This is a genomic window from Rhodoferax sp., from assembly GCF_025354435.1.
Lineage (GTDB): Bacteria > Pseudomonadota > Gammaproteobacteria > Burkholderiales > Burkholderiaceae_C > Rhodoferax_B.
Window position 1 is genome coordinate 62315 of record NZ_JANXMU010000007.1, and the last position, 25102, is coordinate 87416.

Annotated in this window: 24 protein-coding genes; 14 read left to right on the top strand and 10 right to left on the bottom strand. The window is 65.2% G+C overall.

Going from position 1 to position 25102, the window contains the following annotated elements; all coding sequences use genetic code 11:
- Window positions 1-44: 44 nt before the first annotated feature.
- The 5 genes from Q0T48_RS01475 to Q0T48_RS01495 all read left to right on the top strand — a co-directional run bounded on the left by Q0T48_RS01475 (window position 45) and on the right by Q0T48_RS01495 (window position 4345).
- Window positions 45-737 carry a response regulator transcription factor gene (locus Q0T48_RS01475; RefSeq protein WP_295951377.1) on the top strand — a complete coding sequence of 231 codons (693 nt, stop codon included), beginning with the start codon at window positions 45-47 and terminating at the stop codon, window positions 735-737.
- On the top strand, window positions 737-2164 hold the full coding sequence (locus tag Q0T48_RS01480; protein ID WP_295951382.1) for a sensor histidine kinase: 1428 nt from the start codon (window positions 737-739) through the stop codon (window positions 2162-2164). The genes Q0T48_RS01475 and Q0T48_RS01480 overlap by 1 nt, the downstream gene beginning before the upstream one ends.
- Before the next feature lie 2 nt (window positions 2165-2166).
- Window positions 2167-2580, top strand: a complete 414-nt coding sequence (locus Q0T48_RS01485) for a S4 domain-containing protein (RefSeq protein WP_295951384.1) — start codon at window positions 2167-2169, stop codon at window positions 2578-2580.
- A gap of 36 nt (window positions 2581-2616) precedes the next feature.
- Window positions 2617-3201, top strand: a complete 585-nt coding sequence (locus tag Q0T48_RS01490; protein WP_295951387.1) for a hypothetical protein — start codon at window positions 2617-2619, stop codon at window positions 3199-3201.
- A gap of 145 nt (window positions 3202-3346) precedes the next feature.
- A complete protein-coding gene (locus tag Q0T48_RS01495; RefSeq protein WP_295951390.1) occupies window positions 3347-4345 on the top strand; it encodes an LLM class flavin-dependent oxidoreductase in 999 nt (332 codons plus the stop codon).
- Here Q0T48_RS01495 and Q0T48_RS01500 read toward each other — a convergent pair.
- Window positions 4335-4550 carry a DUF3820 family protein gene (locus Q0T48_RS01500; RefSeq protein WP_295951392.1) on the bottom strand — a complete coding sequence of 72 codons (216 nt, stop codon included), beginning with the start codon at window positions 4548-4550 and terminating at the stop codon, window positions 4335-4337. The genes Q0T48_RS01495 and Q0T48_RS01500 overlap by 11 nt on opposite strands.
- 23 nt (window positions 4551-4573) lie before the next feature.
- On the opposite strand from Q0T48_RS01500, the gene Q0T48_RS01505 reads away from it, so the two are divergent.
- On the top strand, window positions 4574-5560 hold the full coding sequence (locus Q0T48_RS01505) for a Gfo/Idh/MocA family oxidoreductase (RefSeq protein ID WP_295951394.1): 987 nt from the start codon (window positions 4574-4576) through the stop codon (window positions 5558-5560).
- Here Q0T48_RS01505 and Q0T48_RS01510 read toward each other — a convergent pair.
- A complete protein-coding gene (locus Q0T48_RS01510; RefSeq protein WP_295951396.1) occupies window positions 5541-5900 on the bottom strand; it encodes a translation initiation factor Sui1 in 360 nt (119 codons plus the stop codon). The genes Q0T48_RS01505 and Q0T48_RS01510 overlap by 20 nt on opposite strands.
- Before the next feature lie 71 nt (window positions 5901-5971).
- On the bottom strand, window positions 5972-6508 hold the full coding sequence (gene ppa, locus Q0T48_RS01515) for an inorganic diphosphatase (RefSeq protein ID WP_295951400.1): 537 nt from the start codon (window positions 6506-6508) through the stop codon (window positions 5972-5974).
- Between the two features lie 272 nt (window positions 6509-6780).
- Between ppa and Q0T48_RS01520 the strand changes: the two genes are divergently transcribed.
- From Q0T48_RS01520 to Q0T48_RS01530, 3 genes are all read left to right on the top strand, one after another.
- Window positions 6781-9225 carry a sodium-translocating pyrophosphatase gene (locus Q0T48_RS01520; protein WP_295951404.1) on the top strand — a complete coding sequence of 815 codons (2445 nt, stop codon included), beginning with the start codon at window positions 6781-6783 and terminating at the stop codon, window positions 9223-9225.
- A 155-nt stretch (window positions 9226-9380) separates the two neighbouring features.
- Window positions 9381-9917 carry a hypothetical protein gene (locus Q0T48_RS01525; protein WP_295951406.1) on the top strand — a complete coding sequence of 179 codons (537 nt, stop codon included), beginning with the start codon at window positions 9381-9383 and terminating at the stop codon, window positions 9915-9917.
- Window positions 9869-10411 carry a hypothetical protein gene (locus Q0T48_RS01530; RefSeq protein ID WP_295951424.1) on the top strand — a complete coding sequence of 181 codons (543 nt, stop codon included), beginning with the start codon at window positions 9869-9871 and terminating at the stop codon, window positions 10409-10411. The genes Q0T48_RS01525 and Q0T48_RS01530 overlap by 49 nt, the downstream gene beginning before the upstream one ends.
- A 78-nt stretch (window positions 10412-10489) precedes the next feature.
- Here Q0T48_RS01530 and Q0T48_RS01535 read toward each other — a convergent pair whose 3' ends face one another.
- The 4 genes from Q0T48_RS01535 to mnmH form a co-directional block, all read right to left on the bottom strand.
- Window positions 10490-10978, bottom strand: coding sequence for an OmpA family protein (locus tag Q0T48_RS01535; protein WP_295951425.1), 489 nt, complete (start codon window positions 10976-10978; stop codon window positions 10490-10492).
- Between the two features lie 220 nt (window positions 10979-11198).
- A complete protein-coding gene (locus tag Q0T48_RS01540; protein ID WP_295951427.1) occupies window positions 11199-14144 on the bottom strand; it encodes a response regulator in 2946 nt (981 codons plus the stop codon).
- 1 nt (window position 14145) lies between these two features.
- Window positions 14146-14358, bottom strand: a complete 213-nt coding sequence (locus tag Q0T48_RS01545) for a hypothetical protein (RefSeq protein ID WP_295951431.1) — start codon at window positions 14356-14358, stop codon at window positions 14146-14148.
- Window positions 14359-14472: 114 nt separating this feature from the next.
- On the bottom strand, window positions 14473-15516 hold the full coding sequence (gene mnmH, locus Q0T48_RS01550) for a tRNA 2-selenouridine(34) synthase MnmH (RefSeq protein WP_295951433.1): 1044 nt from the start codon (window positions 15514-15516) through the stop codon (window positions 14473-14475).
- 33 nt (window positions 15517-15549) lie between these two features.
- Between mnmH and selD the strand changes: the two genes are divergently transcribed.
- Genes selD through mobA form a run of 3 tightly spaced genes read left to right on the top strand, consistent with a single transcriptional unit; the run spans window position 15550 to window position 18299 of the window.
- Window positions 15550-16605, top strand: coding sequence for a selenide, water dikinase SelD (gene selD, locus Q0T48_RS01555; RefSeq protein WP_295951434.1), 1056 nt, complete (start codon window positions 15550-15552; stop codon window positions 16603-16605).
- A gap of 4 nt (window positions 16606-16609) precedes the next feature.
- Window positions 16610-17710 (top strand): GTP 3',8-cyclase MoaA, encoded by a 1101-nt coding sequence (gene moaA / locus Q0T48_RS01560; protein WP_295951436.1) that lies wholly within the window; start codon window positions 16610-16612, stop codon window positions 17708-17710.
- The gene (gene mobA, locus Q0T48_RS01565; RefSeq protein ID WP_295951439.1) at window positions 17703-18299 is read left to right on the top strand and encodes a molybdenum cofactor guanylyltransferase MobA; all 597 of its coding nucleotides are present in this window, start codon (window positions 17703-17705) and stop codon (window positions 18297-18299) included. Before moaA ends, mobA begins: the two co-directional genes overlap by 8 nt.
- A gap of 44 nt (window positions 18300-18343) precedes the next feature.
- On the opposite strand, the gene Q0T48_RS01570 is transcribed toward mobA, so the two are convergent.
- On the bottom strand, window positions 18344-20884 hold the full coding sequence (locus Q0T48_RS01570; RefSeq protein ID WP_295951443.1) for a hypothetical protein: 2541 nt from the start codon (window positions 20882-20884) through the stop codon (window positions 18344-18346).
- A gap of 149 nt (window positions 20885-21033) precedes the next feature.
- On the opposite strand from Q0T48_RS01570, the gene Q0T48_RS01575 reads away from it, so the two are divergent.
- A complete protein-coding gene (locus tag Q0T48_RS01575; protein ID WP_295951445.1) occupies window positions 21034-21708 on the top strand; it encodes a DUF1345 domain-containing protein in 675 nt (224 codons plus the stop codon).
- A gap of 2 nt (window positions 21709-21710) precedes the next feature.
- On the top strand, window positions 21711-23201 hold the full coding sequence (locus tag Q0T48_RS01580) for a glycosyltransferase family 39 protein (protein ID WP_295951448.1): 1491 nt from the start codon (window positions 21711-21713) through the stop codon (window positions 23199-23201).
- Between the two features lie 65 nt (window positions 23202-23266).
- Here the strand turns inward: Q0T48_RS01580 and Q0T48_RS01585 are convergent, their stop codons facing one another.
- Window positions 23267-24082 carry a ChbG/HpnK family deacetylase gene (locus Q0T48_RS01585; RefSeq protein ID WP_295951450.1) on the bottom strand — a complete coding sequence of 272 codons (816 nt, stop codon included), beginning with the start codon at window positions 24080-24082 and terminating at the stop codon, window positions 23267-23269.
- Window positions 24082-25080 (bottom strand): glycosyltransferase family 2 protein, encoded by a 999-nt coding sequence (locus Q0T48_RS01590; RefSeq protein WP_295951452.1) that lies wholly within the window; start codon window positions 25078-25080, stop codon window positions 24082-24084. The genes Q0T48_RS01585 and Q0T48_RS01590 overlap by 1 nt, the downstream gene beginning before the upstream one ends.
- Window positions 25081-25102 lie beyond the last annotated feature (22 nt).

Sequence of the window (25102 nt, forward strand, 5' to 3'; positions counted from 1 at the left end):
GTTCGCTGTCGAAAGGTACTAGGGGAAATGCTAGGCTGCGGCCTATGCGCTTACTCCTTGTCGAAGACGATACCGCCATGCAAACCACCCTGGTCCGCGCCCTGGGCCGTCGCCATATGCGCATCCAGGCCTGCGGCGATGGCCGCGAGGCCCTGGCCCTGTGGCTGGAGTCGCCGCCCGACGTGGTGCTGCTCGACCTGAGCCTGCCCGGCATGGACGGCCTGCAGGTGCTGGCCGCCGCCCGCAAAGCGGGCATGCGCACCCCCGTGCTGATCCTCACCGCGCGCGGCACGGTAGGCGACAAGGTGCTGGGCCTGAACGCCGGGGCCGACGACTACCTGCCCAAACCTTTTGACCTGGAAGAGCTGGAAGCCCGGCTGCGCGCCCTGGCCCGGCGCAGTGCAGACACAGCAGGTGACTTTGAAGATAAATCGGCCCCCAGCGCAATCAATGTGGGCACCTTGCGCTATGAAAAAGAGAGTGGCGCGGTCTACCACCGCGACCAGGCCATGGACCTCAGCCCCCGCGAGCTGGCCCTGCTGCGCCCGCTGCTGGCCCAGCCCGGCCACGCGGTCACCAAAGAGCGGCTGTTTGAACTGGTCTTCCCCGGCGCGCAAGAGGTGCAGTTTGAAGCCATCGAAGTCATCGCCTACCGGTTGCGCAAAAAGCTCGCCACCACCGGCGTGCGGCTGATGACGCTGCGCGGCCTGGGTTACCTGCTGAAGGCAGAAGGATGATGGCCCACTCCCTCCAACCCATCCACCCCGTCCGCTCGCTGCGCCGCACCCTGCTGCTCGGCATCCTGCTGCCGGTCATCGCCGTAGTCGGCATCAACACCGTCAGCCTGTACCAGCAGGCGCTGGCCGCCGTCACCACCGCCTACGACCGCACCCTGCTGGCCTCGGCCAAATCCATCGGCGAACAGTTGGACGTGGACGGCTACGACGACGCGGCCGTGCTGCACGCCACCGTGCCGTATTCCGCCCTGGAAGCCTTCGAGGCCGACAACAAAAGCAATATCTACTACCGCGTGTCCAGCCTGCGCGGCGAGATGGTGTCGGGCTACGATGTGCTGCCGTTCTGGCGCGGCAGCATTCCAGCCAAACCGGCCTACGCCGCCCTGGTCGATTTTTACGACGACCACGTCAACGGCGACCCGGTGCGCGTGGCCGTGCTGCTGCAGCCGGTGGCCACCGGCGACGGGCGCGGCATGGCGGTCATCCAGGTGGCCGAAACCCTGGAGCTGCGCCACACCCTGGCGCGGCAGATTCTGCTCGACACCCTGTGGCGGCAGGCCGGGCTGGTGGCCTTCATCGCGCTGGTGGTAGTGCTGGTGGTACAGCGCGCCACCCGCCCGGTGCGCCGCTTAAGCCAAACCCTGCAGGCCCGCCAGGAAAACGACCTCACCCCCCTCAGTGCCCTGGATGCACCGCGCGAACTGCTGCCGCTGGTCGATGCCACCAACCACGTCATGCGCCGCTTGCAGCACCTGCTGGACCACCAAAAACGCTTTGTGCGCGACACCGCCCACCAGCTGCGCACGCCGCTGGCGGTGTTGAAAACCCAGGTCCAGTCGGCCCTGCGCAACGATGTGGAGCCACGCCAGGCGCTGCTGGAAATCAACGCCACCGTAGACCGTGCCGCCGTGCTGGCCAACCAGATGCTGGCCCTGGCCAAGGTGGAGCAACTGCGCCAGCAGGCCAACGCCGAGGTGCTGGACTGGTCGGCCGTGCTGCGCGCGGTGGCCATCGACCTGTCGCCCCTGCTGGCCGACAAAGATATCGACTTCGCCATCCACACCACCCCCACCCCGGTGCGTGCCCACGACTGGATGCTGCGCGAACTGGCCCGCAACCTGCTGCACAACGCCATCAAGCAAACCCCGGCAGGCAGCGCGCTGGATGTGGCGCTGGTGGCCGACGGAGCGCAGGCCCACCTGCGCATCGCCGACAGCGGCCCCGGCATCAGCCCCGATCTGGCCCAACGCCTGTACCAGCCGTTTTCGGCCGGGGACGTACAGCACGGCTCCGGCATGGGCTTGGCCATCTGCCATGAAATCGTGCAGGCCCTGGGCGGCAGCATCGCGCTGGTGAACCGGGTGCAGCAAGGTGAGCACCAAGGCCTGGATGCCACAGTCCGCCTGCCTTTGGTCCAAAATGCCTAGCTATGGACAAACTCCGCATCGACAAATGGCTCTGGGCCGCACGCTTCTATAAAACCCGCAGCCTGGCTACCGAAGAAGTCAACAAAGGCCGGGTGCAGATCGGCGGGCAGGACGTGAAGCCCGCGCGCGAGGTCAAGCCCGGCGACCTGCTCACCCTGCGCCAGGGCCCGGTGCTCCGCACCATCGAGGTAGTGGGTATCAGCCAGGCCCGGGGCCCAGCCCCGGTGGCCCAGGCCCTGTACACCGAAACCGCCGACAGCCTGCAGGCCCGCACCGCCGCCGCCGAGCAGCGCCGCCTGGCCCCCGAACCCGCCCACAGCCTGGACCATGGCCGCCCCACCAAACGCCAGCGGCGCGACCTGGACCAGGCAGGCCACGGATGGGGTGACCGCTGGAGTGCCTCGGTAGACGATTAGCCCCCGCAGCCCGGCGAGTTGGGCCATAATTTTTGGATGGACGAAGACCCTAAATCCAAAAGCTGGTGGAACACCCTGCCCGGCGTGCTCACCGCGGTCGCAGCGGTGATTGCCGCCGTCACCGCGCTGGTCTCCACCCTGCACCAGACCGGCTGGATCGGTGCCAAGGCTCCCACCAGCCTGTCCACGGCAACCGGCACGGCGGTGGCCTCCACGCCCACATCTACACCGCCACCTAACCCCACGCCAGCAGCCCCCGCTACGCCCGGCAGCATCGCCTTGCCCGCCCAGACCACCTTCAGCTACGGCAAGTTGTCTTACCAAATCCTGTCCGCCCGCGTGGCCCATCCCACGCCCGATACGCTGTCGCTGCGGTTCACCATCCGCATGACCAGCGACGACCAGTACGAGGCCAACTTCTGGGATGCATCCTTTCGCCTGCGCGTCAACGGCGTGCTGCAAGCCCCTGTCAGCAACCTGAACAAGGTGGTGGCGGGCAACAGCTCGACCGACGGTGTGGTGGAATTCGTGGTGCCCAGCGGTACGGCCCAGGTCGAACTGCAGATGGGCGAAGTCGGCAACGGCAAGCCCGGCGTGGCGATGGTCTTGCCCGCGGGATAAAGCAAAAGCAGCGGTTGCGCAGGGCCAAACCGCCCCCAACTGCAAACCATGACGGTGGTGCACCGCGCCACCTCGATACTTCATTTTTAATAGCTACTAGCGTAGGCGGTGTATGCGCTATAGCCACTTTTTATAGATATTTCCCATGATTCCCTTTTCAGTTCTTGACCTCGCCCCCATCGTCGAAGGCGGCACCGCTGCCGACTCGTTTCGCAACAGCTTGCACCTGGCGCAGCACGCGGAACGCTTGGGCTACCAGCGTTACTGGCTGGCCGAGCACCACGGCATGCGTGGCATTGCCAGCGCGGCCACTGCCGTGGTGATGGGGCATGTGGCGGCCGGCACGCGCACCATCCGCGTGGGGGCCGGGGGCGTGATGCTGCCCAACCATTCGCCGCTGGTGATTGCCGAGCAGTTCGGCACGCTGGAGTCGCTGTTTCCGGGCCGCATTGACCTGGGCCTGGGCCGCGCGCCCGGCTCGGACCAAGCCACGGCACGCGCGCTGCGCCGCGACCTGCAGACCGATGCCCAGCAGTTTCCCAACGACGTGGTCGAACTGCAGCACTACTTCGCCCCCGTAGAACCCGGCCAGACCCTGCGCGCCGTACCGGGTGCGGGCCTGGAGGTACCGCTGTGGATTTTGGGATCGAGCACCTTTGGCGCGCAACTGGCTGCCGAGCTGGGCCTGCCCTACGCCTTCGCCTCGCATTTTGCGCCGGGCGACCTGATGAACGCGATTGCCATCTACCGGGCCCGCTTCAAGCCGTCCAAGCAGCTCGCCAAACCGTATGTGATGCTGGGCTTCAACGTGTTTGCGGCAGACACCGACGAGGCCGGGCGCTTCCTGTTCAGCTCGCTGCAGCAGGCCTTTGTGAACCTGCGCAGCGGCCGTCCATCGCTGCTGCAGCCGCCGGTAGACGGCTTTGCCGAGCGCCTGCATCCCGGCGACCGGTCCATGATCGACAGCGCCCTGTCTTGCTGCGCGGTCGGCTCACCCGATACCGTGCGCCGGGCGTTGCAAGCCTTCATCGAAAAAACCGGGGCGAATGAGCTGATGCTGACTTCGCAGATCTTCGACCACACCGCTCGGCTGCGCTCGTACGAGATTGCCGCGGAAGTGCGAGAAGAAGCAGTTACCGCCTGACCCGCAGCGGCTTCAGCAGGTCCGACAGCCCGTTGTGGTCGATCTCGTGCATCAGCGCCAGCAGGCGGCCGATATCGGTTTTGGGAAAGCCTTCGCGGGCGAACCAGTTGAGGTAGTTGCCGGGTAAATCGGCGATGACTGTACCCTGGTGTTTGCCAAAGGGCATGGTCACGGTGACGAGGCGTTGCAGTTGATCGGAGTCCATGGCGGTCACTTTACACTGCCCCCATGCACCAAACTCCCACCCCGTTAGCCTGGGGCATCATCGGCTGCGGCAAGGTCACCGAGCTCAAAAGTGGCCCGGCCTTCAACAAGGTAGCCGGTTCCCGTCTGGTCGCCGTCATGCGCCGCAACGCCGCGCTGGCCCAGTCCTACGCCGAGCGCCACGGCGTGCCCCGCTGGTACGTTGATGCCGATGCGCTGATCAACGACCCCGAGGTCAACGCCGTCTACATCGCCACCCCGCCCGATAGCCACCATTTCTACGCCCTGAAGGTCGCCGCCGCAGGCAAGATCTGCTGCGTGGAAAAGCCCATGGCCCCCAGCCACCGCGAATGCCTGGAGATGACTGCCGTGTTTGAGGCCGCCGGGCTGCCGCTGTTCGTGTCGTACTACCGCCGCTCCCTGCCGCGCTTTGCGCACGTCAAGCAATGGCTGGACGGTGGCGACATTGGCGCTGTACGCCACGTGCACTGGTCGTTTGCCCGTACACCCAACGCCACCGACTTGGCCCACACGCCCAATTGGCGCACCGACCCCGCCTTCGCCCCCGGCGGCTACTTTGAAGATTTGGCCAGCCACGGCCTGGATTTGATGCTGCATTTGCTGGGCGACATCACGGCAGCCCACGGCATCCGGACCAACCAGCAAGCCTTGTACGCCGCCGCCGATGCTGTCACCGGCGTGTGGCAGTTCGCCAGCGGTGCGACAGGCTCAGGCTACTGGAACTTCGGCGCGGCGCAGGCGCTGGACGAGGTGCTCATCCATGGCAGCACCGGCGAGATCCGCTTCTCGGTCTTCGGCGAGCAGCCGGTGCAACTGCGCAACGCGGCAGGCACCCAAAGCCGCGAGATCGCCCACCCCGAGAACATCCAGTTCTTCCACATCGAAAACATGCAAAAGCACATGGACGGGCTGCGCACCCACCCGTCCATGGGGCACACGGCGCAGCGGGCGACGTGGTTGATGGAGCAGATCAGCCGCCCGCCCGCTTGACCGTGTAGCCCTGCTTCTGCAGCAGCCCGATGACGGTATCGCAGTGGTCGCCCTGCACTTCGATCACGCCGTCTTTCACCGTGCCGCCGCTGCCGCAGGCGGCTTTGAGCTGTTTGCCCAGGGCCGTCAAAGCGGTTGCGTCCAGCGGCACACCCTTCACCAGGGTCACGCCCTTGCCCGCCCGGCCTTTGGTTTCGCGCGACACGCGGACGATGCCGTCGGTTTTGGGCGCAGGCTTTTGGCCGCAGGTGCACTGGGCGATGGGCTGGCGGCAGACCGGGCACATGCGGCCGGTGTCGGTGGAATAGACCAGGCCGCCGCTGCTGGATTTGCTTTTCATATGTGTACTATCAAAAAAATAGCACCTAGTGCAGGCAGTACCTACGCGAGGTGCCAATTTGGCTTAAACAATCAAGCCTTGGACTTGATGTAGTTGGCCATGCCGTCTGTGATTTCTTTCTTGGCGGCGTCGATGCCTTCCCAGCCGATGACCTTGACCCACTTGCCTTTTTCCAGGTCTTTGTAGTGTTCGAAGAAGTGGCTGATGGCCTTGAGGCGCATCTGGTTCACGTCTTCGATTTTTTGCCAGTGGGTGTAGATGGGCAAAATTTTGTCGGTAGGCACGGCCAGCACTTTGCCGTCCACGCCGGCTTCGTCTTCCATCATCAGGATGCCGATGGGGCGGCAGGTCACCACCACGCCGGGGAACAGCGGGTAGGGGGTGATCACCAGCACGTCGACCGGGTCGCCGTCGCCGCTCAGGGTCTGGGGCACGTAACCGTAGTTGGTCGGGTAGTGCATGGCCGTGGTCATGAAGCGGTCGACAAAAATCGCGCCGGACTCTTTGTCCACTTCGTACTTGATCGGGTCGGCGTTCATCGGGATTTCGATGACGACGTTAAAAGCATCGGGGGCGTTTTTACCGGGAGGGACGAGGTTCAGGGACATGGTTATCTTCTTCGCTTGGAGTGGATGAATCGGCTTTTATACAGGCGCATATTTTGCCCTAGCCCGCTGGCACGACCCTGACAGAGCAACAGCACGCCAAACCGGCCTAGGACATACCCCTAGCCGTGTAACTTTGTGCCGCATTGCACCGTATATTGCCGAGGTTGGCCAATCGTCTCCCTGCTCTGCCGGGGTTGCGAGGAAGCAACGCAGCGGGGGCCTCGCTAGCGTTGCGCCCCCACCTCGCGACAACGACTCAGGAGACTCATCCTATGGCAGGTAACACGGCGCTCATACTGGCGCTTATTTGTGGCTTCATTGCGGTGGCCTACGGCTTTTGGGCCCGAAGCTGGATCCTTTCCCAAGACGCAGGCAATGCGCGGATGCAAGAAATTGCCGCCGCCATCCAAACCGGCGCAGCGGCTTACCTAGCCCGGCAATACCGCACCATCACCGTCGTCGGCGTAGTGCTGGCGGTGCTGATCGGGCTGTTTCTCGACGGACTCTCGGCCATGGGCTTTGTAGTGGGCGCGGTGCTGTCGGGTGCCTGCGGCTTTATCGGCATGAACGTGTCGGTGCGGGCCAATGTGCGCACGGCGCAGGCCGCTACCAAGGGCATTGGCCCGGCGCTCACGGTGGCGTTTCGCGGCGGGGCCATCACCGGCATGCTGGTGGTGGGGCTGGGCCTGCTGGGCGTGACCGGCTTTTACTGGTTTCTGGTGCCCGATGGTGCCCCCACGGCGGCACGGCTGAACCCGCTGATCGGCTTTGCCTTTGGCTCGTCGCTGATCTCCATCTTCGCGCGACTGGGCGGCGGCATCTTCACCAAGGGCGCAGACGTAGGCGCGGATCTAGTGGGCAAGGTGGAAGCCGGTATCCCCGAAGACGACCCGCGCAACCCGGCGGTGATTGCCGACAACGTGGGCGACAACGTGGGCGATTGCGCCGGTATGGCCGCTGACCTGTTTGAAACCTATGCCGTGACGCTGATCGCTACCATGGTGCTGGGCGCGCTACTGGCCTCGGGTGGCGGCGCAGCCACCGTGGTGTACCCGTTGGCGCTGGGTGCCGTGTCCATCGTGGCCAGCATCATTGGCTGCTTCTTTGTGGTGGCTTCGCCGGGCATGAAGAACGTGATGCCCGCGCTGTACAAGGGGCTGGCGGTGGCGGGCGTGCTGTCGCTGATCGCCTTCTACTTCGTCACCCAGGCCCTGGTGCCCGACAACGCGCTGGGCGGCACGGGTGCGGCCATGAAGCTGTATGGCGCCTGCGCCGTGGGCCTGGTGCTCACTGCCGCGCTGGTGTGGATCACCGAGTACTACACCGGCACCCAGTACGCGCCAGTGCAGCACATCGCCCAGGCATCGACCACCGGGCACGGCACCAACATCATCGCCGGGCTGGGCGTGTCCATGCGCTCCACCGCCTGGCCGGTGATTTTTGTGTGTATCGCCATCTGGGTGTCGTTCCATCTGGCGGGTTTGTACGGCATTGCGATTGCGGCCACCTCCATGCTCAGCATGGCGGGCATCGTGGTGGCGCTGGATGCCTACGGCCCCATCACCGACAACGCGGGCGGCATCGCCGAAATGGCCGAAATGCCGAAAAGCGTGCGCGACGTGACCGACCCGCTGGATGCCGTGGGCAACACCACCAAGGCCGTCACCAAGGGCTACGCCATCGGCTCGGCGGGCCTGGCCGCGCTGGTGCTGTTTGCCGACTACACCCACAAACTGGAAGCCTACGGCCATGTGGTCAGCTTTGATTTGAGCAACCCGATGGTGATCATCGGCCTGTTCATCGGCGGGCTGATTCCCTACCTGTTTGGCGCGATGGCCATGGAGGCTGTGGGCCGCGCGGCGGGCAGCGTGGTGGTGGAAGTGCGCCGCCAGTTCCGCGAGATCCCCGGCATCATGGAAGGCACGGCCAAACCCGAGTACGGCAAGGCGGTAGACATGCTGACCACGGCAGCCATCAAGGAAATGATGGTACCCAGCCTGTTGCCGGTGGTGGTACCCATTCTGGTGGGCCTGCTGCTAGGCCCGGCGGCGCTGGGTGGGCTGCTGATGGGCACCATCGTGACCGGCCTGTTTGTGGCCATCAGCATGTGCACCGGCGGCGGTGCCTGGGACAACGCCAAAAAGTACATCGAAGACGGCCACCATGGCGGCAAGGGCTCCGAGACGCACAAGGCCGCCGTCACCGGCGACACCGTGGGCGACCCGTACAAGGACACCGCCGGCCCGGCCGTCAACCCGCTGATCAAGATCATCAACATCGTGGCCCTGCTGATCGTGCCGCTGGTGATGCAGATCCACGGTGGCGGCACTGCGGCAGCAGCAGCCCCCCCCGCTGTACACGCCTCGGCCCCGGTGGCGGCGATGAGCGACAGCGCGTCCATCACAGTCGACAAGGGCGTGGTCAAGTTCTACTTTGCCACCGGCAAGGCCGAACTGGCCGACGGTGCCGCCGCCGCGCTGGCCAATGTCGCCAAAGCCGTGGCCGAAGGCAAAAAAGCCGTGGTTAGCGGCTACCACGATGCCTCGGGCGATGCTGCCAAAAACGAAGAACTGGCCAAGCAGCGCGCCCTGGCCGTACGCGATGCCCTGGCTGCCCTGGGCGTGGCCGACGACAAGATCGAGCTGCAAAAGCCCGCACAAACCCAGGCCGACGGCCCACCCGCCGAGGCCCGGCGGGTTGAAGTGACCGTGGTGTAGGTTCCGCCCTGCCCCACCCCTCCAGCCCGGCACTGCCGGGCTTTTTTGTGAGGGGATGTAAGGTAGCCTAAAACCCGCCTGAATCGCTATAAACTTAATAGCTACCAGTGCATACTAAATATGCGCTAGCACTTGTTTTTATATGTAATTTAGGCATGCGACCCAATCTACTCCCACTCTTACCCACTGCCCTGCTTCGCGCCGCCACCCTGGCTCTCACCGGTTGCGGCTCGTTCCTGCGTGAAGGCACCGGGGTCACTGCCGGTATCGGTGGCGCGGCGCTGGCCAGCACGCTTACCCACAACGCGGCGGTCGCCACCGGCATCGGCGTGGGTGTGCAGGCCGTGGCCCAGGCCGGGCTGCAAATGGCCGAGCGCAACGCCCACCAGGACGAACAAAACCACATTGCCCAGATTGCCGGAGCGCTCAAAGTGGGCGAAGTGGCGCGCTGGAAGATGACCCACAAAATCCCGCTGGAACCGGACGAACAAGGCGAGGTCACCGTCAGCCGAACCATAGGCACCGAAGGCGGCAAGGGCCTGGACTGCCGCGAGATCGTCTTTTCGGTGGAAATGACCGATATCTCCGAATTTCCCCGCGCCTTCTACGTAGCCACCATCTGCCGCAACGGCCAGACCTGGCAATGGGCCTCGGCCGAACCGGCCACCGGGCGCTGGGGGGCTTTGCAATGACCGCTGTGCGCTGGGCTTGCCTGGCGGCATCGCTGGCGCTGGCGGGTTGCTCGTCGGTTGGTGGGCTGGCGGGCGCGGTGGCGGGTATCACCACCGGTGCGGCCACGGCCAACCCGGCGGTGGGCATTGCCGTCAGCATCAGCGTCAAGGCCGTCACCGATGCGGGCATCAAGCACGTCACGCTCAAGCTGCAGAAAGAAGAGCAAGACCTGATTGCCAGCATCGCAGGCCATCTGCCCGTGGGCGAAACCCGCCCCTGGCGCATGCAGCGCAGCATTCCCTACGGCAACGAACATGGCGAGTTGCAAGTGACCCGGCTGCTCGACACACCGCTGGCCCAATGCCGCGACGTGGCGTTCTCGGTGGCCCATGACGGTGCCCCGCCTGACCAGCCACCTGCCGCCTGGTACACCACCAGCATCTGCCTGCAGCTCAACGGCTGGCAATGGGCCGCCGCCGAGCCCGCCGTACCGCGCTGGGGGGCCTTGCAGTAGCGGCTCTCGCAGGTATTTATCCATAAAAAAACCGCAGCACCTTTGCAGGTGCTGCGGTTTTTTGGAATATGGTGCGGTTTACTGGACTACCACCACTTCCACGCGGCGGGCTTCGGCGTTGCTGCCGGTGCCGGTCATGGCTTCGGGCTTGACCAGCTCGATCTTGTCGGCGGCCACGCCCAGGGCCACCAGGGTGTCACGCACGGCAATGGCGCGTTGCTTGGCCAACTCTTGGTTTTTGGCCAGGTCGCCAGTGGAGTCATGGAAGCCGCTGACGCGCACCGACTTGCCAGCCGCACCCAGCTTGACCACTTCGACCAGGGCTTCGTTGGCACCGGCGGCAATGTCGGCCTTGGCGGTGGCAAAGTAGAACTTGACGATGCCGTCCACCACCTTGACGCTGGCGCCGTCCACCTCCACGATCTCCACATCCGCCATGGCGGCGGGCTTGGGCATATGGGTTTTGTAGATACCCAGGCCGATCACCAGGCCAATGATGGCCGCCACCACGCCAAACAAAATAGCCAGCACTACGCCGTGGTCGGTGTCGTCGTCAGAAGAAAACATTTTGGGGGTACTCCAGAAAAAATAAGAGGGACAGGTACAGGGCCCCGACGGGGGGCGCTGCGGACAATGTATCGGGGGCTGATTGTAGAGGGCTAGCCAGCCTGTTTAACCGAGGGTAAGCACAGTAGACATGGTCACAAAATAGTAAAAAAAAGTGCATGTAGCCTATATTCCACCTACGCTAGCAGCTATTCTTTTTGAAAACCTATCCCTCGGCCAGTTAGGGCATCCGTGCCAGCACGGCCCGGGCTTCTTCAAAAGAAAAATCGGCCACGGCGGCCTCCAGAGCGGCGTAGTCGGCCCCCAGCACCCCGCGCAAAGCCGGGCCATGCTGGGCCAAAACGGCCAGCGCGTCGGCATCGTCGGCCTCCAGATACGCCTCCAGTTGGCGCAGCAACGTGCGCACTTCGGCCTGGTCCACAGGCGCGGCAGGCGGTTCGGCCCGCCGGTCGGGCAGCGCTTGGCCAAGCACCACCACCAGGTGCTGCAGGTGCTGCTCTGTTTGCAACAGCAGCGGCTCCAATGTGGCGTGCGGGGCACGGTCGCGCAAAGCGGTTTCCAGCACCCCGGCGGCCTCTTGCAGCGGGGTGGCCCCGATATTGCCCGCCAGCCCTTTCAAGGTATGGGCCAGGCGCTCGGCATGCGCCAGGTCTTCGGTGGCGACGGCCTGGCGCAGCGTCGCCCAGGCGGGCGGCTGGATGGCCTTGAATTTACGCAACATACTGAGGTAGAGCGGCGTTTTACCGCCCATGCGGCGCAGGCCCGCCACGGTGTCCACGCCTTCGATGTGGGCGGGCAAGGCTTTGGACGGCTCTGTGGGTGCATCGGTGGATGCAAACACGGTACGCGGTGCCCGCGACGGCTCCTGGCCCAGGCCTTCGCGCGGAACGATCCACTGCGCCAGCGCCAGCCACAGCGCCTGGGGTTCTATGGGTTTGGTGATGAAGCCGTTCATCCCCACGGCCAGGCAGCGGTCACGGTCGGCCTGCATGGCGTTGGCCGTCATGGCGACGATGGGCAGGTCGCGGTGCCGGGCATCGTCACGGATGCGCTGGGTGGCGGTCACGCCGTCCATCACCGGCATTTGCATGTCCATCAGCACGATGTCAAACCGCTGGGCCTGCACCTGGTCTACCGCCTGCTGGCCGTCACCGGCCACGTCCACCACAAAACCCGCGTCCTCCAATAGTTCGGTGGCGACCTGCTGGTTCAAAGCGTTGTCTTCTACCAGCAGCACCCGGGCCCCGCGCAAGGTCTGCAGGCCCAGGTAGGCCTCGTCCGGCGGTGGGGTGGCAGCCAACAGGCTGTGGGGCAGCGCCCCACCAGGGCTGGCCCCCACCACCCGCATCATGGTGTCGAACAGCAGTGATGGATTCACGGGTTTGAGCAGCACGTCTTGCATGCCCGAAGTTTCGGCTCCGCGCAGCACGTCCTCCCGACCATAGGCAGTCACCATGATTTGCTGCGGTGGCCGGGCCAGGCCCTGGGCGTGGATCTGCCGGGCGGCCTCCAGCCCGTCCATGCCCGGCATTTGCCAGTCCATCATCACCACGTCAAAGTCTTGCTGGACCGTAGCCGCCTCCATCACCGCCTGGATCGCCAGGGCCCCAGAATCCACCGCCCGCACGCCAAAGCCAATGCTGTCAAGCATGTCCACCAGCACCGTGCAGGCGTGGGGGTTGTCGTCCACCACCAGCACCCGCAGCCCGCGCACATCAATGCTGGGCACCAGGGTGCGCCGCTGCTGCAGGCCAAAGCCCAGCCGGGCGGTGAACCAGAACACCGATCCCTGGCCGGGCACGCTTTCTACCCCCACCTGGCCACCCATCAGCTCGGCCAGGCTTTTGCTGATGGCCAGGCCCAGCCCCGTGCCGCCAAACTTGCGGGTGGTGGAGCTGTCGGCCTGGCTGAAGCTCTGGAACAGGCGGTTGACCTGCTCCGGCGTGAGCCCGATGCCGGTGTCGCGCACCTCAAAGCGCAGCATCAAATCCGCATCGCTGTCGGTGGCCAGGCGGTCAATCCGGCGCACGGCAATGTGGATTTCGCCCTGCTCGGTGAACTTGATGGCGTTGTTGGCGTAGTTGATCAGTATTTGCCCCAGCCGCAGCGGGTCACCCAGCAGGTGCGGCGGCACATTGGCGCCCACCTCGCAAATCAGCTCCAGGCCCTTGGCGCTGGCCTTTTCGGCAATCAGGTTGACCACGTTTTGCAGCGCAGAATCCAGCTCGAACGGCGTGTGTTCGATCTCCAGCTTGCCCGCTTCGGCTTTAGAGAAATCCAGAATGTCGTTCAGGATGCCCAACAGGTGCTGGCCCGAGCGTTCGATCTTGCCAATGTAGTCGCGCTGGCGCGGCGACAGTTCGGTGCGGCTGGCCAGGTGCGACAGGCCGATGATGGCATTCATGGGGGTGCGTATTTCATGGCTCATATTGGCCAGAAACATGCTCTTGGCTTCGACCGCCCCCTCGGCCAGCGCGCGGGCCTGTTGCAGCTCGGCCACCATGTGGACCAGGCGCTTTTGCATGGTGTCAAAGGCCGTCAGCATGCTGGATTTACGCACCTCGGCCGGGTCCAGCAGAGTGTCAAGCTGGCCATCGGCAATCCGTAAAACGGCATCCGACACCTTGTAAGAATCCAGCAGCATGGCCTTCAAGCGCATGGCGATAAAGGCCACCACCCCCGTCTCGGCGCAGACGATCAAGGCGTGGCCCCAAACCGAGCGCCCACCCAGCAGCGTGCGCCCATCGTTGAACACCACCACCCCCCAACCCAGTGGCTGCAGCAGCAAAAATACAATGTGGTGCAGCAAAATCGCCCCGGTGGCCAATACCAGCGGCCGCCAATCGCAGTACACCACCAGCGCCGCCAGCATGACAAAAAAGCTGAAATGCGCCTCCAGGTCGCCGCCCGACTGCTGGATCACCAAGCCGGTCAAGGCCATGAAACCCAGCGCCATGGCCATGCGCGACACCAGGTCGGCAGAATAGTTGTAGCTGATCCACCAGGGCACCAGTACGGCAGGCACCCCCACCCACAGCAGCAGGCCCCAGGTGTCGGTGGCGAAGGCGAAGCCCAGGCACACCAGAAAATGCACCCCGGCCACACCCAGCATCAGCCGGTGCGCGTAGCGGTAGTAGCCCAGTTCGCGTTCGGACACCGCGCCCATGCTAGCGGGCCACAGAAGTAGCGAAGGGGGCGGCATTGGAACTGGAATTGGAACTGGTGCAGATCGACAGGCTCGCGGGGCTGACCGGGTTCAGCCACCACATGGCCGCCAGAGTGGAGCCACCCCACACCGCCAAGACCGCCCACAGCGCGGCACGAGAGGCGCGAGAGGGGCGCAAACGGGGGTGCAACACCGACTTTGGCTGTAACAACATAAGCGATTCACCACGCAGGCGTGGCTCCATGCAATATGTTTCTGATGTTACAGTTTTGTGAGCAAATGCCCACTAAAAACTTTGCCCCAGACTGCAGGTAGGGGAATTCCCGGCTTACGGCAGCTTGGCCACCGCTGTGGCCAACGCATCTACGCCAGCCTGCGACAAATCATCCGTCTCCAGCGTCTGGCGGGTGGCCCAAGCGCTGAAGTTATTGCTTTGCGACCGCGTGTAATGCGGGTCGTAGTGCAGGGACATCAGCTCGGCAAACAGCGCCTGCAGATCACCCGCCAGCGCCCAGCCCTGCCAGCGCTCAATCACTTGCTTGCCATGCAGATCTTTGAGCATGCCCAGCTTGTCGGCCAGGGCCTGCGGTGCGTCGCCCAGGTAGGCGTAGTCGCGCAGCAGGTAGTCCAGCCGCGCCTGGGGTGTGGCGCGGATCTCGATGCAGGGGCTGGCGCGCAGGTGCATGACCAGCGGCGTGGGCAGGGTCAGGCGGCCAATCTTGCGGCTCTCGCCTTCCACGTACAGCGGACGGGTCGGATCGAGCTTTTCCAGCACGTGGGCCAGGCCGGTTTCAAACGCGGTTTGCGAGGGTTGGGCCTGGCCGGGCACCGCGCCCAGGATGGAGCCCTTATGAACCGCTAATCCTTCCAGGTCCAGCACCTGGTGGCCCTGCGCGGCCAGGGCGTGCAGCACGCTGGTCTTGGCGCTGCCGGTGGCCCCCACCAGCACGCGCAAGGGCAGCGTGGGGCATTGGGCTTCCAGCGCGTCGATCACAAAGCGCCGCCAGGACTTGTATCCGCCCTGCAGTTGCTGCGCGTCCCAGCCGACCATGCGCATCCAGGTCACCATGGAACCGCTGCGCAGCCCGCCGCGCCAGCAGTAGACCAGCGGAGTCCATTTGGCAGGCTGGTCGGCAAATTTCTCGCGCAGGTGCTTGGCCAGGTTTTCGGCCACCATGGCCCCGCCCACCCGGCGGGCCTCGAAAGCGCCCTGCTGCTTGTACAGCGTACCCACGATCACGCGCTGTGCGTCGTCCAGCACCGGGCAGTTGATGGCCCCGGGGATGTGGTCGATGGCGAACTCGGCGGGCGAACGCGCGTCGATCAGCGTGTGGAAGGCGTGCCGGTCCTTGACCGTAGTAGGGGCTCTCACAGAAAAACCTCGGCTGGCACAATCGGAACACCTATGACCCAGATTTCAGAACCCATTGCATTGACCCAGTTTTCGCACGGTGGCGGCTGCGGGTGCAAGATTGCCCCCGGCTTGTTGGCCGAGATTTTGGCACGCGCACCCCAAGGCCTGGTGCCGCCCGAGCTGCTGGTGGGCACCGAGACCAGCGACGATGCCGCCGTGTACCGCCTCAACGCCACCCAGGCGCTGGTGGCCACCACCGATTTTTTCACCCCCATCGTCGACGATGCTTTTGATTTTGGCCGCATCGCCGCCACCAATGCGCTCAGCGACATCTACGCCATGGGTGGCACACCGATCATGGCGCTGGCCCTGGTGGGCATGCCGATTGCCAAGCTGCCGCCCGAAGTGATCGGCCAAGTGCTGGCCGGTGGCGCTGCCGTGTGCCGCGAGGCAGGCATCCCCATAGCAGGCGGGCATTCCATCGACGTGCTGGAGCCCATCTACGGCCTGGTCGGCCTGGGCTTGGTGCATCCCGACAAGGTGCGCCGCAACGCCGATGCGCAGCCAGGCGACGTGCTGGTGCTGGGCAAGCCGCTGGGCGTGGGCATTTTGTCGGCAGCCCTGAAAAAAGGTCTGCTGGACGCGGACGGCTACGCCGAGATGCTGCACCACACCACCCAGCTCAACAAGGTCGGCATTGCGCTGGCGCAGATTGACGGACTACACGCCATGACCGACGTGACCGGCTTCGGCCTGGCCGGGCACCTGCTGGAGATGTGCCGGGGCTCCGGCCTGTCGGCCCAGGTCGATGCCAACGCCCTGCCGCTTATCGCCAGCGCCGTGGCCTTCGCCCAGCAAGGCATTGCCACCGGGGCCTCGGCCCGCAACTGGGAAGGCTACGGCGGCCAGGTGCAGTGGACTGGTGCCGACTGGCTCAAGGCCCTCATCACCGACCCGCAAACCAGCGGCGGCCTGCTGGTCAGTTGCAGCCCCGAGGTAGCGCCCGCTGTGCTGGCCGCCTTTGCCGATGCCGGATTTGCGCAGGCCGCGCAGATCGGCAGCATGCACACCCCGGCCCCCGGCCAGCCCGTGGCGCTGTCGTTCTAAAGCCATGGTCCACCGCGTCATCCCCCTGCTGGACCAGCGCACGCACGCGCTGCGGTCGGCTACCTTGGTGGATGGTCCGCTGCTAGACCAGCTCCACCGACCGCTGCACGACCTGCGCATCAGCGTCACCGACCGCTGCAACTTCCGCTGTAGCTACTGCATGCCCAAGGCGGTGTTCAATAAGGACTACCCCTACCTGCCGCACAGCGCGCTGCTGAGCTTCGAGGAAATCACCCGCGTAGCCCGCGTGGCCGTGGCCCAGGGGGTACGCAAGATCCGCCTCACCGGTGGAGAACCGCTGCTGCGCAAAAACATCGAGTTGTTGATCGCCCAACTGGCCCAGTTGCACACACCGGACGGCCAGCCGCTAGACCTGACCCTGACCACCAACGGCGCGCTGCTGGCCCGCAAGGCCCAGGCCTTGAAAGACGCAGGCCTGCAGCGCCTGACCGTCAGCCTGGACGGGCTGGATGACACCATCTTCCGCAAAATGAACGACGTGGACTTCCCGGTGCGCGACGTACTAGACGGGCTGGAAGCTGCGCACAAGGCCGGGCTGGCCGACATCAAGGTCAACATGGTGGTCCAGCGCGGCACGAATGACCACGAGATCCTGCCCATGGCCCGGCACTTCAAAGGCACGGGCAGCACCCTGCGCTTTATCGAATACATGGACGTGGGGGCCACCAACGGCTGGCGCATGGACCAGGTCGTCCCCTCCCGCGAAGTGCTGCAGACCCTGCAAACCCAGTGGGCGTTGCGCCCGCTGGCCCCCCATACGCCCGGCGAAACCGCCCAGCGCTGGGCCTATGCCGACGGCAGCGGCGAGGTGGGTGTAATCAGCAGCGTGACCCAGGCCTTTTGCGCCGATTGCAGCCGCGCCCGCCTGTCCACCGACGGCAAGCTGTACCTGTGCCTGTTTGCCAGCCAGGGCCACGACCTACGGGATCTGCTGCGTGGCGAAGCGACCGACGCACACCTGACCGCCGCCATCCAGCACATCTGGCAAGGCCGCAGCGACCGCTACTCGGCCCTGCGCGCCGCGCTGCCTGCCGACACCGGTACCGGTGCGCGGCGGGTGGAGATGAGCTACATCGGTGGTTGAAGTGCGCCACATCACCGGCTTGGTGCTGGCCGGGGGCCGGGGCACGCGCATGGGCGGCGTGGACAAGGGCTTGCAGGATTTCCAAGGCCAACCGCTGGCGCTGCACGCGCTGAACCGGCTGCAGCCCCAGGTGGCGACGCTGATGCTCAACGCCAACCGCCATCTGGCCGATTACGCAGCCTTCGGCGTGCCGGTGTGGCCCGATGCCGATGCGGAATTTACCGGGCCATTGGCCGGCATGCTGGCCGGGCTGACCCACTGCACTACGCCGTTTTTGGCCACCGTGCCTTGTGACGCGCCGCTGTTTCCGCTGGACCTGGTGCAGCGTTTAGCCGCCGTGGACGCCGACATCGTGGTGGCCACTGCGGCCGACGACAGCGGCGTGCAGCGCCTGCAACCCGTCTTCTGCCTGCTACGCACCGATCTGCACGCCAGCCTGGCGCAGTTTCTGGCCGCCGGTGGCCGCAAGGTCGGCCAGTGGATGGCGCAGCACCACTGCGTGCGTGTGGCGTTCGCGGAGCCCCAGGCGTTTGCCAATGCGAACACGCAAGCTGAATTGACAGAAATTCAGCATAAAATCAACCTCTAGTGCTTACTATACATACATAGTATGCTACTAAAAATGTAGCCACCCTATCGCCGTCCAGACGAAGCCGACCGCGCAACCGTCGCCTGCCGCACAGTCAACCCCAGCAACAGCACCACATAAAACACAAACGCCAGCCGCGGCACATCCACCAGGCTGTCAAACAGGCCGACCAGCACAAAGCCGACCAAACCACCCCCAATGCCCGGGGCCAGTGGGTGGTCCTTGGCGGAGCCCATCGTCACCCGCCACAGGGCGGCCAGCAGCATGGCAGAGAACAGGAGCAAGCCCACGCCGCCCTGGTCAAACAGCACGTTCATAAACACGTTCTTGATGTGCCAGGGCAAGTGGTTGCGGTCGCTGGAGAAAAACCAACGCTGCATGTCCGCAGAAAAGTCGCCGTTGTCCAGCAACTGGCGGCCATCCGGGCCGAGCAGTTGGATGTTGTCCACATCCAGCAGTCCCAAGGCGGTATCGGTGGCAATAGAAAACGCCACCAGCCGGGGCGCGAACCAGTTGCTACCGCCCAGATCGTTGCCCGCCAAGGGAACCCGCATGTCCTGCCACACGCCTGGCATGGGCTTGACCACGGTGCTCGCCAGAATGCAGCCACCGTTGTAAAGCAAATGCTTTTCGCAGACCTCCAGGTGCAGGCCCAGTTCGTTGGCGGTACGCACCCGCAGGGCCACGGTGACCGGGCCCTCGGGCGCGCGGATGCGCTGTGAGACGCGCAAAATTTCACCCCAGCCCATGTACTGCTGCTTACCGCCGCCCAGCACTAGGTAGGTGTTGCCATTCTGGCTTTTGAGCCGGTAGTCACCCGGGTGCTCGGTGGACGCACCGGTCAGGTAGTAACTGGCGGGGTAGCGCCCCATGCCCTTGCCCAGCACCGGGTCCAGCGGGGCCGAGAGCATGTTCCAGCCCTGCGTCCAATGGGACACGCGGGTGTCCATGTCGCTGCTGGTGGTGGAAAAGCGCTCGCTCATGTACGCGCCGCCGCCAAAAATGCTCACGATGCCGCCCAACATGGCCATGCCCGCCCAGCTGGTGGCCTGCCAGCGGGTACTGGTAGGCCACACGGCTTTGGGCGATGCCCCGGCCACCAGCGTCAGCAACATAAAGCCCACCAGCACCGGCAGCATCGCATCGCCACCGCGCGCATAGCCCCAATGTTCGGCCACCAGGCCCGCACCCACCAGCACGGCCATGAAGCCCGCCAGGGCCAGCTGTGCCGCCAGGCCTACGCGCACCCGCTTGCCCGGCACCGCCACGGCAGTCGTGAGGCTGGCAAACAGCAGGGCCAACGTCAACAGCAGGCAGGCACCATAGCCGAGGTACGAAGCCTTGGAGCCCAGCATGGCCCCGGCCCACAGCGCCAGGCTAAGCAAGACCCCGGCGACCAGCCCCACCATCCAGTCCATCGCTTTGAAACGGCGCAGCACACCGGCCAGCGGCATGGCCACCGCAGCGGCCCCTAGCAAGGCCAACAGGCCGCGGTAGCCGCTGGACGGAAAGGTCCACAGAACCGCCCCGCCAAACAGCACCAGCAGCACCGCACCCGCTCCCAGGCTGAGCTTGGGTGCAGTAACCGCAACATCCGCAGCAGCGGTTGGCCCGCCCCGGCGCAGCTGGCGGCGGGCGCTGAGCAGGCACAGTGCTACCGTCACCGCCAGCCCCACCGGCACAGCCAGATACACCCCGCGTGAAAAGGTCGTCAGGCAGGCGTAGCCCGCCAAGCCCAGGCAGGCCACCACAGCGGCCCAGCGTCGGTGCGAGCGGGCCACGAACAGCTCGCGCAGCACAAACGGCATCAGCAGGGCCAAAAACCCGTCCAGCGCCGCGCCGCCCACGTGCATTTCCCAAAACAGGCCGGTGGTGCGGTAATCGGTCGAAAAATTGAACAGGCCCACAAAAGCCATGCGCTCCCACACCGTGGCCAGCGACGCGCCCGCCAGCCCCAGCATCAGGCCCATGGCCAGCCAGGTCGGGGCCTGCGCGCCACGGCGCACCACGGCGGCCCGCCACAGCGGCATCACCAACAGCGCCAGAAAGAAGCTTTTGGCCAGACGCAGGCTGTTCATCGGCTCGTGGTAACCCTGGAACCAACCAAAGCTGAAGCCGCCTGCATCGGCAAAACCGCGCGCCATGGCCACCAGCGTCGAGGCGGCAAACAGCAGCAGCAGCAGCCACGCGCCCGCCGAGCTACGGGGCTGGCGCGCCACCGGCACGGCCTGGGCCGACGGCCAGGCCAGCCGGGCATAGCCCCCCACCGCAGCGGCCAACACCAGCAGATCCAGCTCTTCAAAAGTGATCCAGCCGGTCCAAGGCGCAAAGCCGATCAGCGGCAGCAGCAGCGGCACGGCAATCAACCAGCTATCGGGCCAGACAAAAAAGGCCACGCAGCAGGCCACAAACACCAGGCTGGCCACCCAGGGGGCGACCGGGTAGTGCAGCACCAAAAACACCCCCAGAGCGGCCAGCACCAGCGCCCACAGCCCCACCGACCAGCGGATGCCCGCCCCATGCGGCTTGGCATGCGACCGCGAACCCGACCGGCTGGGGTGCAAGGCGCTCTCGGTGGATCTCACTCTGTTGCTGCTGTCCATCCTGGGGGCCGCCTGGTTAATTAAGTTGCAGGATGGTAGCGCAGCAGTGTGCATTTGCCGCACTTTCACCGCGCCGCAAAGACCCCGTAAAGCCGCTCAACGCCAAAAGGGCCATCGTTAGAATCGCACCGATGAATCCCCTGCCCCGCTTTTTTATGTTCCGCCAGGTCCACACCCGGCCCCGCCTGTTTGCCTCGGGGCTGGTAGGCCTGCTCGCCGCGCTGTTGCTGGCGGGCGTGCCCGGGCTGCAAACCGTCACCCGGCTGGTGATCAGTTGGAATGTGTTTGCCTGCCTGTACCTAGTGCTGGCCGTGCACATGATGGTGAAGGCTGACCACGATCAGATGCGCATGCGTGCTCCGCAGCAGGACGAAGGGCGGCGCACCGTGCTCGCCATGGTGGTGTTGGCCGCGCTGGCCACGCTGGGGGCCATCCTTGCCGAACTGGCGGTGGTGAAAGATATGCATGGTGCCCTGCGCTACGCCCACATCGCGCTGGCCACGCTGACCATCGCCACTTCCTGGGCCTTTACCCATGTGATGTTTGCGCTGCACTACGCCCACGATTTCTACTCCAACCGGGCGAAAAAACAACCCGCCGGGCTGGAGTTCCCTGGCACCGAGAGACCCGACTACGGCGACTTCATCTACTTCGCCTTCATCATCGGTACCTCGGGCCAGACGGCCGACGTCAGCCTGACCACCTCGGCCATGCGCCGCACCGGGGTGCTGCACTGTGTGCTGGCCTTCTTTTTTAACACCACGCTGGTGGCGCTGACCATCAACATCGCTTCGGGGCTGTTTTGAGTATGTCCACCTTTTTGGCATCACCCCGCCGGGTGCTGGCACTGCTGGCCGTCTGGCTGCTGGCCACCCTGGGTGCGCGCCCGCTGCTGCTGCCCGACGAAGGCCGCTACGGCAACGTCGCCCGTGAAATGCTGCAGGGCAATGGCTTTGGCCACGGCCTGGTGCCCACGCTGAACGGCCTGCCCTTCTTCCACAAGCCGCCGCTGATGTACTGGCTGGACATGGCCGCCATGCAGCTGCTGGGCGTCAACGCCTTTGCCGCCCGGTTTGGCGCGTTCGTGGGGGCCTGGCTGATGGGCGCGGCGCTGTTTCTGGCACTGCGCCGCTGGGTTGGGCTGCGGCCCGCCACCACCACGCTGGGGGTGCTGGCCACCTGCCCGTTCTTCTTTGTGGGCAGCCAGTACGCCAACTTGGACATGTTGGTGGCCGGGGTGCTGACGGCCACCGTGCTGTGCTTTGTGCGCGCTGTGGAGTCGCCCAGCAAAGTAGACCTGCGCTGGCTGCTGGCCGCCTGGCTGGCCTGCGCGCTAGCGGTGCTGGCCAAGGGGCTGATCGGCATCGTGCTGCCGATGCTGATTCTGGGCCCCTGGCTGCTGGCGCAGGGGCGCTGGCGGCAGATTTTGCGCATGCTGCACCCGCTGGGGTTGCTGGTGTTTGTGGCGGTAGCCGGGCCGTGGTTTGTACTGATGCAGCGCGAGTTTGCAGAGTTCAACGACTACTTTTTTATCGAGCAGCACTTCCGCCGCTTTGCCCAGGCGGGCTTCAACAACGTGCACCCGTTCTGGTTCTACATCGCCGTGCTGCCCGCGCTCACCCTGCCCTGGCCACTGTGGCTGCGCCGCCCGGCGGCCAACGTAACCGAAGCCGATGCCACGGCCCTGCCCGGCCTGACCAGTCTGCTGGTCTGGTGGGGCATTGCGGTGGTGGGCTTCTTCAGCCTGCCCAGTAGCAAGCTGGTGGGCTACATCCTGCCCGCCCTGGCCCCGTGGTGTGCGCTGCTGGGTTTGGTGGTGGCGCGGGGCCGGGCCTGGCGCTGGGTGCTGCCCGCCAGCGCGCTGGCCTGTCTGGCCATCGTGGCAGGCCTGGCCTGGAAAGCCCCCGGCTCGCACCGCGATGTGGCCGAGCGCCTCGCCGCGCTGCAGCAGCCCGGCGACCGCGTGGTCTTCATCAACAGCGCGTTCTACGACGTGCCGTTTTATGCCCAGCTGAAAACGCCGGCCATCGTGCTCAGCGACTGGAACGACCCGACCATCCCCCAGCGCGACAACTGGCGCAAGGAATTCGCCGATGCCGCCCGCTTCGACCCTGCTGCCGCAGCAAAAATACTGTGGACGCTGGACCGTGCCAAAGACCTGCGCTGCGGCTCCGGCAGCACCTGGCTGGTGGCCGACAAGGGCTACCAGCCACCCGCTGCAATGGGTAGCGTCAGCCCGGTTTTCGTGGGTGCGAACGCGCAACTGCTCCAAGTAGCCCGCGCAACCGATTGTCCGTAAATTTACAAAAAATCGGGCTTTAGCGCAGATATCACCTACGCTAGTAGCTACTTAAACAATAGCAACTACCACACTAGGCCTAGTGCCACGTCGGCAGCCTGCAGATCCTGCAAGAACGCATCGCTGCCCAGGTAGGCCAACTCCCGCACCCGCGCCGGAGCAATCGGGTCGGTTACCGCGGGCACCTCCTCACGGTAGCCAGGGTGGCAAAACAGCAAGCCGCCTGCGGCAGGCAGCGCCGCCAGCCAGCCGCGCATCTGGCCACCGTAATCGGGGTCGATGAAGTCGTAGGCACCGGTCAGGCTGGAGTTGTGGCGGATGCCGCGCTGCACCAGCGCCCGCTGCAGCGCCCACCCGCCGGTGCCCTCGATCAACCAGCGTTTCACCCCAAAGCCCGGCCCGGTGAGGTGGCCGGTATTGCGCACGGCGGGCACACTGGGCAGTACTGAGATGGCCGCCAACACCACCCCGCGCACGCCGGGCAGGTGGTGCACATGCTGGTGGCCGTCGACAAACTGCGGCGCGGCCCCGGTGGCATCGGCAAACGCCTGCCACTGCGCTGCCCATTCGGCGGCCAGGGCGGCCAGGGGCAACTGGTGCAGGTGCGCAGCCAGAATCAGGCGCGGCAAGGGCAGAAATTGCGGCCACACACGGCGCAACTCGGCGCTCAGCGGTGCACCTTCGGTCAAATTGAAATGCAGGCCGCGCTGCACCTGGGCAGGCAGGTCGGCCAGCAGCGGCAGCGAGGCACGCCAGGCGGGGGCCTGGGGCATGCACGAGACAATGGTGATGCGTCCGGCGTGGGCCAGTTCGCTAATCGCCTGCGAGATGCCCAGCGTGAGGCCGAAATCGTCAGTGCAGACGGCCAAAGTCCTGGGCACTACGCCTCCGGGTCCGCAAAGTTGCTGCGCCCCAGCTCCGAGGCCACGATGTAGATCGGCCGCTGCTTGACTTCGTCAAAAATCCGCCCCACGTACTCGCCCAGAATGCCGATAGACAGCAGCTGTACGCCGCTGAAAAACAGCATGCTGGTGGCCAGCGTGGCCCAACCCGGCACGGGCCGGGCTTCAAAGAAATGCTCAAACACAATCCACAGCCCAAACAGCATGGCCCCGAAGGCGATCAGGATGCCCAAGGCGCTCCACAAACGCAGCGGAAAGTTGGTGAATGAGGTCACCCCGGTAAACGCCAGCCGCGCCAGCCCACGGATCGAAAAACTGCTCTTGCCCGAGGCCCGTTCATGCGGCGTGTAGGGCAAGATTTCGGTGCGAAAGCCGACCCAGGCAAACAGGCCTTTCATGAAGCGGTTGCGCTCGGGCAGGGATTTGAGCGCATCCACCACGCGGCGGTCCATCAGCCTGAAGTCGCCCGCATCCACCGGAATCTGCACCATGCGGTTGGTGTTGACCAACCGGTAAAACAGCCAGGTACCCACGCGTTTAGCCAGGCTTTCATCGGCGCGGGTGGCGCGGGTGGCGCAGACCATGTCCACCCCGTCGCGCCAGCGCGCCAGCATGGGGGCGATCATCTCTACCGGGTGCTGCAGATCGGCATCCATGCACACCACCACTTCGCCCTGGGCGTGTTCGATACCGGCGGTAAGGGCACATTCCTTGCCGAAGTTGCGGCTCAGGCGCACATAGCGCACGCCCGGCTCCACCAGCCACGACAGCATGGCCACCGGGGTGGCATCGCGGCTGCCGTCATCCACCACCAGCACCTCCCACTGGTCGGTCACGTCACGCAACGTGGCGGTCAGCACGGCCAGCAATGCGGGCAGGTTGGTGGCTTCGTTGAACGCGGGCACCACCACGCTGATGCGGGGGCGCAAGGCGCGCGCTGGTACGGGGGCGGGGGCCAAAACGGAAGGGTTATTCATACACACTATTATCTAAAGGGCC